This window comes from Pseudomonas putida, from assembly GCA_029953615.1.
GTDB lineage: Bacteria > Pseudomonadota > Gammaproteobacteria > Pseudomonadales > Pseudomonadaceae > Aquipseudomonas.
This window is the reverse complement of the sequence record CP124529.1, coordinates 688394-700472: the sequence shown is the minus strand read 5'-3', so window position 1 is coordinate 700472 and position 12079 is coordinate 688394. Positions and strand designations below refer to the sequence as shown.

The 12079-nt window shown below is 62.6% G+C and carries 7 protein-coding genes, 4 tRNA genes and 2 pseudogenes; all 13 read left to right on the top strand.

Annotated elements, in window-relative coordinates; genetic code table 11:
* Positions 1 to 94 precede the first annotated feature (94 nt).
* Entirely contained in the window at positions 95 to 1114 is a 1020-nt protein-coding gene (gene aruF, locus QIY50_03265) for an arginine/ornithine succinyltransferase subunit alpha (GenBank protein WGV21294.1), read from the top strand.
* A gap of 78 nt (positions 1115 to 1192) precedes the next feature.
* Entirely contained in the window at positions 1193 to 2221 is a 1029-nt protein-coding gene (gene astA / locus QIY50_03260) for an arginine N-succinyltransferase (protein WGV21293.1), read from the top strand.
* Positions 2222 to 3685, top strand: coding sequence for a succinylglutamate-semialdehyde dehydrogenase (astD, locus tag QIY50_03255; GenBank protein ID WGV21292.1), 1464 nt, complete (start codon positions 2222 to 2224; stop codon positions 3683 to 3685).
* A gap of 23 nt (positions 3686 to 3708) precedes the next feature.
* Positions 3709 to 5058: an N-succinylarginine dihydrolase gene (astB, locus tag QIY50_03250; protein ID WGV21291.1), complete on the top strand. Its 1350-nt coding sequence runs from the start codon at positions 3709 to 3711 to the stop codon at positions 5056 to 5058.
* Positions 5059 to 5072: 14 nt separating this feature from the next.
* Positions 5073 to 5363, top strand: a complete 291-nt coding sequence (locus QIY50_03245) for a topoisomerase II (GenBank protein ID WGV21290.1) — start codon at positions 5073 to 5075, stop codon at positions 5361 to 5363.
* 10 nt (positions 5364 to 5373) lie between these two features.
* A pseudogene (gene astE / locus QIY50_03240) lies at positions 5374 to 6384 on the top strand (succinylglutamate desuccinylase).
* Positions 6385 to 6782: 398 nt separating this feature from the next.
* Positions 6783 to 9407, top strand: a complete 2625-nt coding sequence (alaS, locus tag QIY50_03235) for an alanine--tRNA ligase (GenBank protein WGV21289.1) — start codon at positions 6783 to 6785, stop codon at positions 9405 to 9407.
* Between the two features lie 82 nt (positions 9408 to 9489).
* Positions 9490 to 10727 (top strand): annotated as a pseudogene (locus tag QIY50_03230) (aspartate kinase).
* Positions 10728 to 10893: 166 nt separating this feature from the next.
* A complete protein-coding gene (csrA, locus tag QIY50_03225; protein WGV21288.1) occupies positions 10894 to 11082 on the top strand; it encodes a carbon storage regulator CsrA in 189 nt (62 codons plus the stop codon).
* A 72-nt stretch (positions 11083 to 11154) separates the two neighbouring features.
* Positions 11155 to 11245, top strand: a tRNA-Ser gene (locus QIY50_03220).
* A gap of 106 nt (positions 11246 to 11351) precedes the next feature.
* Positions 11352 to 11428, top strand: a tRNA-Arg gene (locus QIY50_03215).
* 71 nt (positions 11429 to 11499) lie between these two features.
* Positions 11500 to 11576, top strand: a tRNA-Arg gene (locus tag QIY50_03210).
* A gap of 72 nt (positions 11577 to 11648) precedes the next feature.
* Positions 11649 to 11725, top strand: a tRNA-Arg gene (locus tag QIY50_03205).
* The last annotated feature ends 354 nt before the right edge of the window (positions 11726 to 12079 follow it).

Here is a 12079-nt window from a genome sequence, read left to right as displayed (position 1 = left end):
CGGGCCGGCGATACCCGATTCCCGTGCAGGTGCCGGTGCACCTGCCGTTTTTTCGTGCCGCCGTGAGCGGCCCGTATTCCAAAGGAGTGACACCATGCTGGTGATGCGCCCCGCGCAAATGGCTGATCTGAACGAAGTGCAGCGCATGGCTGCAGACAGCCCCATTGGTGTCACCTCGCTGCCGGACGACGCTGCTCGCCTGGGCGACAAGATCGCCGCTTCCGAGACTTCCTTCGCCGCCGAGGTCAGCTTCAATGGCGAGGAAAGCTACTTCTTCGTCCTTGAAGACAGCGAAACCGGCAAGCTGGCAGGCTGCTCGGCGATCGTCGCCTCGGCCGGCTACTCCGAGCCGTTCTACAGCTTTCGTAACGAAACCTTCGTGCACGCCTCGCGCGAGCTGAAGATCCACAACAAGATCCACGTGCTTTCGCTGTGCCACGACCTGACCGGCAACAGCCTGCTGACCAGCTTTTATGTACTGCCGGAGCTGGTGAACAGTGGCTGGGCCGAGCTCAATTCACGTGGTCGCCTGTTGTTCATGGCTTCGCACCCGGAGCGCTTCGCCGATTCGGTGGTGACCGAGATCGTCGGCTACAGCGACGAGCAGAGTGAATCACCGTTCTGGGATGCCATCGGTCGCAACTTCTTCGACCTCAACTACGCCGATGCCGAACGCCTGTGCGGCCTCAAGAGCCGCACCTTCCTCGCCGAGCTGATGCCGCACTACCCGATCTATGTGCCGCTGCTGCCTGACCTGGCGCAGGAAGCCATGGGCCAGGTGCACCCGCGGGCGCAGATTACCTTCGACATCCTCATGCGCGAAGGCTTCGAGACCGAGCACTACATCGACATCTTCGACGGCGGCCCGACCCTGCATGCGCGTACCTCGGGTATCCGCTCGATCGCCCAGAGCCGGGTGGTGCCGGTGAAGCTCGAGGACGCCCCGGTCAAGGGCGGGCGCCCATACCTGGTGTGCAATGGCCAGTTGCAGGACTACCGCGCAGTGCTGCTGGACCTGGACTGGGTGCCCGGCAAGCCGGTCAGCCTGAGCCTGGCGGCCGCCGATGCGCTGGGGGTGGGCGAGGGCGCCAGCGTGCGCCTGGTCGCGGTCTGAGGTCTGGCAACAGACGTTTGCGGATTGATGCGTTAGCAGAGTTTCGCGCCGGCCGCCGCCGTCGCACAAGGAGATAGCATGATCGTTCGTCCTGTACGCAGCAGCGATTTGCCTGCGTTGATCGAATTGGCACGCAGCACCGGGACCACCGGGCTGACCACGCTGCCGGCCAACGAAGAGCGCCTGGGGCATCGCGTTGGCTGGGCGGAAAAAAGCTTCCGTGGCGAAGCCGAGCGCGCCGACACCGACTACCTGTTCGTGCTGGAAAACGACGAAGGCATGGTCGTGGGCATCAGTGCCATCGCCGGTGCCGTCGGCCTGCGCGAGCCCTGGTACAACTACCGGGTCGGCCTGACCGTCAGCGCCTCGCAGGAGCTGAAGATCTACCGCGAAATCCCCACCCTGTTCCTGGCCAACGACCTGACCGGCAACTCCGAGCTGTGCTCGCTGTTCCTGCGCAGCGACTACCGCTCCGGCCTCAACGGCCGTCTGCTGTCGCGGGCGCGCATGCTGTTCATCGCCGAGTTCCCCGAGCTGTTCGGCAAGAAGATCATCGCCGAAATGCGGGGCATGTCCGACGAGCAGGGGCGTTCGCCATTCTGGGAAAGCCTGGGCCGGCACTTCTTCAAGATGGAGTTCAGCCAGGCCGACTACCTCACCGGCGTGGGCAACAAGTCGTTCATTGCCGAACTGATGCCGAAGTTTCCGCTGTACACCTGCTTCCTGTCCGAGGCAGCGCGCAACGTGATCGGCCGCGTGCACAAGGACACCGAGCCGGCGCTGGCCATGCTCAAGCAGGAAGGCTTCAACTACCAGGGCTACGTCGATATTTTCGACGCCGGCCCCGCCATCGAGTGCGACACCGACAAGATCCGCGCCGTACGCGAAAGCCAGACCCTGGTGCTGGCCGTGGGCACGCCGGGCGATGACGCCACCCCTTACATCATTCACAACCGCAAGCGCGACGACTGCCGCATCACGGCTGCACCTGCGCGGTTGGCCGCCGGTACCCTGGTGGTCGACCCCTTGACGGCCAAGCGCCTGCGCATGGGTGCCGGCGACAACGTGCGCGCGGTGCCGCTGTCGGCAAGCCGGGAGGCCAAATAAATGACCACGCATTACATCGCAGGCAACTGGCATGCCGGCCAGGGCGAAACCCTGCAGTCGCTCAACCCGGTGACGCAAGCCGTCGTCTGGGAGGGGCAGGGCGCCGACGCCAGCCAGGTGGATGCCGCCGTACAGGCTGCGCGTCACGCCTTCCCGGCCTGGGCGCAATTGAGCCTGGAAGCACGTATCGATGTGCTGGAGAAGTTCGCCACGCAACTGAAAGCGCATGCCGAAGCCATGGCCCAGTGCATCGGTGAGGAAACCGGCAAGCCCCTGTGGGAATCGGCGACCGAAGTCACCAGCATGATCAACAAGGTGGCGATCTCGGTGCAAAGCTACCGCGAGCGCACCGGCGAAAAGAGCGGCCCGCTGGCCGATGCCACGGCCGTGCTGCGGCACAAACCCCACGGTGTGGTGGCGGTTTTCGGCCCGTACAACTTCCCCGGCCACCTGCCCAACGGCCATATCGTGCCGGCGCTGCTGGCGGGCAACTGCGTGGTGTTCAAGCCCAGCGAGCTGACACCCAAGGTCGCCGAACTGACGGTCAATTGCTGGATCGCCGCCGGTTTGCCGGCGGGTGTGTTGAACCTGGTGCAGGGCGCGCGTGAAACCGGCGTGGCGCTGGCCGCCAATCCGGGTATCGATGGCTTGTTCTTCACCGGCTCCAGCCGCACCGGCAACCTGCTGCACCAGCAATTCGCCGGTCGCCCGGACAAGATCCTGGCCCTGGAGATGGGCGGTAACAACCCGCTGCTGGTGGACGAGGTCCAGGACCTCGACGCCGCGGTGTACACCATCATCCAGTCGGCGTTCATTTCCGCTGGCCAGCGCTGCACCTGCGCCCGTCGTCTGCTGGTGCCGCAAGGCGCCTGGGGCGATGCGCTGATCGCGCGGCTGGTCGAAGTGAGCAGAACCATAACGGTTGGCGCGTTCGACCAGCAGCCCGCGCCGTTCATGGGCTCGGTGATTTCGCTGGAGGCGGCGCGGGCGCTGATTGCGGCACAGGCCGAACTGGTCGCCAAGGGTGCCGTGAAACTGCTGGAAATGACCCAGCCGCAGGCCGATGCGGCACTGCTGACCCCGGGCATTGTCGATGTCACCGCCGTGGCCGAGCGCCCGGACGAAGAGTTCTTCGGCCCGCTGCTGCAGGTAATCCGCTATGCCGACTTCGATGCTGCCATCGACGAGGCCAACAACACCCAGTACGGCCTGGCCGCCGGCTTGCTGTCCGACTCCCGTGCCCGCTACCAGTACTTCTGGCTGCGCAGCCGCGCCGGCATCGTCAACTGGAACAAGCAACTGACCGGCGCCGCCAGCAGCGCGCCGTTCGGTGGTGTCGGCGCCAGTGGCAACCACCGCGCCAGTGCCTATTACGCAGCCGATTACTGCGCTTACCCCGTGGCTTCGCTGGAGACCGCCAGCCTTGCCTTGCCGGCGACCTTGACGCCGGGCGTCACCCTATAACAACAGGTCACGGAGCCTAGCCGATGAAATCCTACGAAGTGAATTTTGATGGCCTGGTGGGGCCTACCCACAACTATGGCGGCCTGTCCTACGGCAACGTGGCTTCGCAGAGCAACAGCCAGCAGGGTTCCAACCCGCGCGAAGCCGCGCGCCAGGGCCTGGCGAAGATGAAAGCGCTGGCCGACATGGGCTTCAAGCAGGGCGTGCTGGCGCCGCAGGAGCGCCCGGATGTGGCCGCACTGCGCCGCCTTGGCTTCAGCGGCAGCGATGCCGAAGTGATCCAGCGTGCTGCCAGGGAAGCCATGCCATTGCTGGTGGCCAGCTGCTCGGCCTCGAGCATGTGGGTGGCCAACGCCGCCACCGTCAGCCCCAGTGCCGACACGGCCGATGGCCGCGTGCACTTCACCGCTGCCAACCTCAACTGCAAGTACCACCGCAGCATCGAGCACCCGACCACCAGCCGCGTGCTCGGGGCCATGTTCAGCAATGAGCAGCATTTTGCCCACCATGCGGCACTGCCTGCCGTGGCCCAGTTCGGTGACGAGGGCGCGGCCAACCACACGCGCTTCTGCCGTAGCTACGGCGAGGCTGGCGTGGAGTTCTTCGTCTATGGCCGCAGTGCGTTCGACAGCCGCTACCCGGCGCCGCAGAAATACCCGGCCCGGCAAACCCTGGAAGACTCGCAGGCGGTGGCCAGGCTGCATGGCCTGAGCGACGATGGCGTGGTCTACGCTCAACAGAACCCGGCCGTGATCGACCAGGGCGTGTTCCACAACGATGTAATCTCGGTGGGCAACGGCGAGGTGCTGTTCTACCACGAGGACGCTTTCCTCGAGACCGACGCGGTACTTGGCCAGCTGCGAGCTAAACTGGCCAGCAAGGGTGGCAACTTCCAGGCCATCTGCGTGCCGCGGGCAGCGGTTACGGTGGAGGACGCGGTGCGCTCCTACCTGTTCAACAGCCAGCTGCTCAGCCGCGACGACGGTTCGATGCTGCTGGTGGTGCCGGAAGAGTGCCGCAACAACGAGCGGGTCTGGGCCTATCTGGGTCAGTTGACCAGCCAGGGCGGCCCGGTGAAGGAGGTCAAGGTATTCGACCTCAAGCAGAGCATGCAGAACGGCGGTGGCCCGGCGTGCCTGCGTTTGCGCGTGGCGTTGAAGGAAACGGAACTGGCAGCGGTCAACCAAGGCGTTATCATGACCGCCCCGCTGTACGACACCCTGCTGCAATGGGTTGACAAGCATTACCGCGATCGCCTTGGCGAAGCGGACCTGGCCGACCCGCAATTGCTGGTGGAATGCCGTACGGCACTGGACGAATTGACCCAGATCCTGAAGTTGGGCTCGGTGTACCCGTTCCAACGCCAACCTTGAAGAGAGACTTTGCAATGACCGACGCCCTGCGCCTTATCCTGGAAGATGAAGACGGCACCCAGCTGGAAACTTCCTGCACCCGCTTTGCCGTGGTCTGGCAAGGCAAGGAAGTGTGGATTCAGCAGGATGGCCGTGGCCAGTTGCTGATTGGCGTGGATGTCGAGGAAGACGACACCGAATACGCCAACCTGCTGCTGCGCCCGATGGCCACCAACCTGGTCAGCCTGCAGCTGGAAATGGAACCCGCGGAGGTCGGCGAAGACGACGATCACGTCCATGGCCCCGACTGCGGCCACCACCACTAAGGAAGTACCTATGCTCGCCCTTGGAAAATTGCTTGAGCTGACCCTCACCGATCACGAACCGGCCGAGAAGACCCAAGTGACACCCAAGGGCGCGCGTTTGGGCGCTGGCTGGGGGAGGGCGCGCTCGAAGTGCGCCCTGCCGAAAGCGAGGATTGCGGGTTGGACCTGCTGTTGTCCGCCGGCATCCACGGCAACGAAACGGCACCGATCGAATTGCTCGAGCGGCTGCTGCATGGTGTGGCCAACGGCAAGATCAAACCCAAGGCACGGGTGCTGTTCCTGTTCGGCAACCCGGCAGCGATCCGCAAGGGCGAGCGTTTCATCGAGCAGGACATCAACCGCCTGTTCAACGGCCGCCACGAGCTGTCCAGTGGCTTCGAGGCATTGCGTGCCGCCGAGCTGGAACAGTTCGCCCGGGTGTTCTTCAGCAAGCCGGGGCGCAGCCGCCTGCATTACGACTTGCATACTGCCATTCGTGGCTCGAAGATCGAGCAGTTCGCCTTGTACCCTTATAAAGAGGGGCGCAAGCATTCCCGCCGCGAACTGGCACGCCTGGCGGCGGCGGGCATGGAGGCGGTGTTGTTGCAAAGCAAGTCTTCCATTCACCTTCAGCGCCTTCACCTACGAGCAGCTCGAGGCCGAAGCCTTCACCCTGGAGCTGGGCAAGGCCCGCCCGTTCGGTCAGAACGAGGAGGTGAACCTCGACAGGCTGGAAGAGCGGCTGATCCGCATCATCGAAAATACCGAGCCTGAAGGCGAAAGCTCGCTGGATGGCCTGCAGCTGTTCAGCGTTTCTCGCGAGATCATCAAGCACAGCGACAGCTTCCACCTGCACCTGCCGGCGGACATCGAGAATTTCTCCGAGCTGAGCAAGGGCTACCTGCTGGCCGAAGACCTGGCCGAGACGCGCTGGGTGGTCGAGGAGGAGGGCGCGCGCATCATCTTCCCCAACCCCAAGGTCAAGAACGGCTTGCGCGCAGGGATCCTCATCGTGCCCGATTCGGGGCAGCGCCTGGGCTGATTGCCCGTCAGCCTGTAATGGCCCCATCGCCGGCAAGCCGGCTCCCACAGGTACAGCGCAGGGCCTGAAGCTGATGCGCTCGATGTGGGAGCCGGCTTGCCGGCGATGGGGCCGGTACAGGTTGAAATGGATCCTGTTTTCCCATGAAACTCTTTTAATTCACCGTCTGTTCCATTTTCCCTCCCCATGAGCGGTAATTGGCTTGCCAGTGGCGAAAGGCTGGATTTAGCATCCAGTGATGTCGTTTTCGTTTGCATAGCCCGAAAAACCGTCCAAACGATGGTTTCTATCGTATAAACACACTGCATCGAGACCGCAGGACCGATATAATGCGGCCCTTTGCCGTCGTTTCGTCGACGCGTTTGCCCAACAGGGCCGCCGTTTCCGTGGAAGAACCTATGAAAAGCGCAGAAATCCGTGAAGCCTTCCTTCGCTTCTTCGAAGAGCAGGGCCATACCCGAGTCGCCTCCAGTTCGCTGATCCCGAACAACGACCCGACCCTGCTGTTCACCAACGCAGGCATGAACCAGTTCAAGGACTGCTTCCTCGGTGCAGAGAAGCGTGCCTACACCCGTGCGGTCAGCAGCCAGAAGTGCGTGCGCGCCGGTGGCAAGCACAATGACCTGGAAAACGTCGGTTACACCGCGCGTCACCACACCTTCTTCGAAATGCTGGGCAACTTCAGCTTCGGCGACTATTTCAAGCGCGACGCGATTACCTTCGCCTGGACCTTCCTGACGTCGGAAAAGTGGCTGAACCTGCCCAAGGAAAAGCTCTGGGTCACCGTCTACGCCACTGACGACGAAGCCTACGATATCTGGACCAAGGAAGTCGGCGTGCCGGCCGAGCGCATGGTGCGCATCGGTGACAACAAGGGCGCCCCGTACGCCTCCGACAACTTCTGGACCATGGGCGACACCGGCCCGTGCGGCCCGTGCACCGAGATCTTCTACGACCACGGCCCGGACATCTGGGGCGGCCCACCCGGCTCGCCGGAAGAAGACGGCGACCGCTACATCGAGATCTGGAACAACGTCTTCATGCAGTTCAACCGCACCGCCGACGGCGTGCTGCACCCGCTGCCAGCGCCGTCGGTGGACACCGGCATGGGCCTGGAGCGCGTCAGCGCCGTGCTGCAGCACGTGCACTCGAACTACGAGATCGACCTGTTCCAGAACCTGCTGGCGGCCGCGGCCAAGGCCATCGGTTGCAGCAATGACGGCCAGGCCTCGCTGAAAGTGGTCGCCGACCACATCCGTTCGTGCGGCTTCCTGATCGCAGACGGTGTGCTGCCTTCCAACGAAGGTCGTGGCTACGTGCTGCGCCGCATCATTCGTCGTGCCTGCCGCCACGGTAACAAGCTGGGCGCCAAGGGCAGCTTCTTCTACCAGATCGTTGCCGCGCTGGTAGCGGAAATGGGCGAGGCCTTCCCGGAGCTGAACAGCCAGCAGGCGCACATCGAGCGCGTGCTCAAGGCTGAAGAAGAGCAGTTCGCCAAGACCCTGGAGCAGGGCCTGCGCATCCTCGAGCAGGACCTGGCCCAGCTCGAAGGCGACGTGGTGCCGGGCGACGTGGTGTTCAAGCTGTACGACACCTACGGTTTCCCGATGGACCTGACCGCCGACATCGCCCGCGAGCGCGAGCTGACCATCGACGAAGCCGGTTTCGAGCGCGAGATGGACGCCCAGCGTGAACGTGCCCGCTCCGCCAGCGCCTTCGGCATGGACTACAACAGCCTGGTCAAGGTCGACAGCGCCACCGAATTCCTAGGCTACGAAGCCACCGAAGGCCAGGGCAAGATCATCGCCCTGTACAAGGACGGCCAGGCCGTCGACCAGCTGGGTGAGGGCGAGCAGGGCGTGGTCGTGCTCGACCGCACGCCGTTCTACGCCGAATCCGGTGGCCAGGTGGGTGACACCGGCTACCTGCAGGCTGGCGCTGCGCGCTTCGACGTGCGCGACACCACCAAGACCGGCGGTGCCTTCCTGCACCACGGCGTGGTTGCCAGCGGTGCGCTGGTGATCGGTTCGCCGGTCGAGGCCAAGGTCGATGCCGAGGTGCAGCACGCCACCTCGCTGAACCACTCCGCCACCCACCTGCTGCACGAAGCGCTGCGCCAGGTACTGGGCGAGCACGTACAGCAGAAAGGCTCGCTGGTCGACAGCCAGCGCCTGCGTTTCGACTTCAGCCACTTCGAGGCGGTCAAACCGGAGCAGATCAAGGCCCTGGAAGACATCGTCAACCGCGAAGTGCGCAAGAACACTGCGGTAGAAACCGAACTGACCGACATCGAAACCGCCAAGGCCAAGGGCGCCATGGCGCTGTTCGGCGAGAAGTACGGCGACACCGTGCGTGTGCTGAGCATGGGCGGCGATTTCTCGGTGGAGCTGTGCGGCGGTATCCACGCCAAGCGCACCGGTGACATCAGCCTGTTCAAGATCATCAGCGAAGGCGGCGTGGCTTCGGGCGTGCGCCGAATCGAAGCGGTCACCGGCGCTGCTGCGCTGGCCTACCTGAACGCTGCCGAAGAGCAGGTCAAGGAAGCCGCGCAACTGGTGAAGGGTAACCGCGACAACCTGATCGACAAGCTGTCGGCTGTGCTCGAGCGCAACCGCCAGCTGGAGAAGCAGCTGGAACAGCTGCAGGCCAAGGCCGCCAGCGCCGCCGGGGACGATCTCTCCAACGCGGCCGTTGAGGTCAAGGGCGCCAAGGTGCTCGCCGCCCGCCTGGATGGGCAGGACGGCAAGGCCTTGCTGGCGCTGGTCGATCAACTGAAGAACAAGCTCGGCCACGCAGTGATCCTGCTGGGCAGCGAGCATGAGGGCAAGGTCGTGCTGGTGGCCGGCGTGACCAAGGACCTCTCCAGCCAACTCAAGGCTGGCGATCTGATGAAGCAAGCCGCTGCGGCAGTGGGTGGCAAGGGCGGTGGCCGTCCGGACATGGCCCAGGGTGGTGGCGTCGACGTCGCTGCGCTGGACCAGGCCTTGGCGCTGGCCGTGCCATTCGCAGAGCAGGGACTTTGAGATGAAGGGGGGATGGTCTAGTCGTCCCCCCCTCATGTTGGATTGTTTTTTGGGGCCCTGTATGGGCTGAGGCACCATTGAAATGGCGTTGATCGTACAGAAATTTGGCGGCACCTCTGTCGGTTCCATCGAGCGGATCGAGCAGGTAGCCGATAAGGTCAAGAAACACCGTGAGGCGGGCGACGACCTGGTGGTTGTATTGTCGGCCATGAGCGGTGAAACCAATCGCCTGATCGACCTGGCCAAGCAGATCACCGATCAGCCGGTTCCGCGTGAACTGGACGTGATCGTGTCGACCGGCGAGCAGGTCACCATTGCCTTGCTGACCATGGCCTTGATCAAGCGTGGTGTGCCAGCGGTGTCCTACACCGGCAACCAGGTGCGCATTCTCACCGACAGCGCGCATAACAAGGCGCGCATCCTGCAGATCGACGACCAGAAGATTCGTGCCGACCTCAAGGAGGGCCGCGTGGTCGTGGTGGCGGGCTTCCAGGGCGTCGACGAGCACGGCAGCATCACCACCCTGGGCCGTGGCGGTTCCGACACCACCGGTGTGGCCCTGGCGGCGGCTCTGAAGGCTGACGAGTGCCAGATCTACACCGACGTCGATGGCGTCTACACCACCGACCCGCGCGTTGTGCCACAGGCCCGGCGCCTGGAGAAGATCACCTTCGAAGAGATGCTGGAAATGGCCAGCCTCGGTTCCAAGGTGCTGCAGATCCGTTCGGTGGAGTTCGCCGGCAAGTACAACGTTCCGCTGCGCGTGCTGCACAGCTTCAAGGAGGGTCCGGGTACCCTCATTACCATTGATGAAGAGGAATCCATGGAACAGCCGATCATTTCCGGTATCGCCTTCAACCGTGATGAAGCCAAGCTGACCATTCGCGGCGTGCCGGACACCCCGGGCGTGGCCTTCAAGATCCTCGGCCCGATCAGCGCCTCGAACATCGAGGTCGACATGATCGTGCAGAACGTTGCCCACGATAACACCACCGACTTCACCTTCACCGTACACCGCAACGAGTACGAGAAGGCGCAGAGCGTGTTGGAAAATACCCTGCCCGCGAAATCGGCGCCCGTGAAGTGATCGGCGACACCAAGATCGCCAAGGTCTCGATCGTTGGCGTCGGCATGCGTTCGCACGCCGGTGTGGCCAGCCGCATGTTCGAAGCCCTGGCCAAGGAGAGCATCAACATTCAGATGATCTCCACCTCCGAGATCAAGGTTTCGGTGGTGATCGAGGAGAAGTACCTGGAGCTGGCCGTGCGCGCGCTGCACACCGCGTTCGAGCTTGACGCTCCGGCACGACAGAGCGAGTAATACGCTGCCTGGAAGGGCGCGGCTTGCCGCGCCCTTCGCGTTTCTGCTCGCCACGCAGGCCTGTCCTGCCCTGCGTGGTGAGTAACCGGGCCCCGAGTCGTCGTCCACGACCAGGCCGCAACACCCATGACTGTTACCCCTGAATGTTTTGCGTAAGGAGAAAGCTATGTTGATTCTGACTCGTCGGTGCGCCGAGAGCCTGATCATTGGAGACGGCGAGATCACCGTGACGGTGCTCGGCGTCAAAGGCAACCAGGTGCGTATTGGCGTCAGCGCCCCGAAAGAAGTGGCTGTGCACCGCGAAGAAATCTACCTGCGGATCAAGAAAGAGAAGGACGAGGAGCCAAGCCTTTAATTTTTTTGAAGTTTTTTTCAAAAAAAGGGTTGCAAACGAGGAAGAGCCTGTTTAATATTCGCCTCGTGTTGCGGTGAGGTGGCCGAGTGGCCGAAGGCGCTCCCCTGCTAAGGGAGTATACCTCATAAGGGTATCGGGGGTTCGAATCCCCCCTTCACCGCCATTATTCGCTTAGGGCGCTGTAAACGGTAAGAACGCTAAGTAGTTGATTTTAAACGAAAAAGTTCTTGCAAAAATGTTTCAGCGACCTATAATGCGCGGCAAGACACGGACTCATAGCTCAGCTGGATAGAGTACTCGGCTACGAACCGAGCGGTCGGAGGTTCGAATCCTCCTGAGTCCGCCACTTTTGAAGTGGCTTTGCATGCAAGGCTGCTTCAAGAAACCAGTGGTAACCTGGTCTAAAAATACCATCGCGGACTCATAGCTCAGCTGGATAGAGTACTCGGCTACGAACCGAGCGGTCGCAGGTTCGAATCCTGCTGAGTCCGCCACTTTTTGAAGTGGCTCTGCTTGCAAAGGCGCTTCAACCAACCAGTGGTAACCTGGTCTAAAACTACCACCACGGACTCATAGCTCAGCTGGATAGAGTACTCGGCTACGAACCGAGCGGTCGGAGGTTCGAATCCTCCTGAGTCCGCCACACCCAATCAAGAAGCCCGCTCATTTGAGCGGGCTTTTTGTTTTTCTGCGCCAATGAATTGTTGCTGATGTCGATCTAAGCTCATCTGTAGATTGAGCGTGTGCCTTTGGGGCCGCTGCGCGACCCTTTCGCGACACAAGGCCGCTCCTACAGAAGTACGCGATCCCTTGTAGGAGCGGCCTTGTGTCGCGATGGGCTGCAAAGCAGCCCCAGAATCGATCAGGCACCACAAACACATCCTGGCACATATCAAATGTGCTTTAACTGCCAGATCCACCGTCGCACTGATAGCTTCGAGCGTTGTCCCAGCTTTATCACGCAAACGATTGTTCTGGCCAAAATTTTAAGCGATCT

Bases quoted from the DNA above. Each gene is read 5' to 3' on its own strand.
- alaS (WGV21289.1), top strand. From the start codon at position 6,783: ATGAAAAGCGCAGAAATCCGTGAAGCCTTCCTTCGCTTCTTCGAAGAG.
- QIY50_03245 (WGV21290.1), top strand. From the start codon at position 5,073: ATGACCGACGCCCTGCGCCTTATCCTGGAAGATGAAGACGGCACCCAG.
- csrA (WGV21288.1), top strand. From the start codon at position 10,894: ATGTTGATTCTGACTCGTCGGTGCGCCGAGAGCCTGATCATTGGAGAC.
- astB (WGV21291.1), top strand. From the start codon at position 3,709: ATGAAATCCTACGAAGTGAATTTTGATGGCCTGGTGGGGCCTACCCAC.
- astA (WGV21293.1), top strand. From the start codon at position 1,193: ATGATCGTTCGTCCTGTACGCAGCAGCGATTTGCCTGCGTTGATCGAA.
- astD (WGV21292.1), top strand. From the start codon at position 2,222: ATGACCACGCATTACATCGCAGGCAACTGGCATGCCGGCCAGGGCGAA.
- aruF (WGV21294.1), top strand. From the start codon at position 95: ATGCTGGTGATGCGCCCCGCGCAAATGGCTGATCTGAACGAAGTGCAG.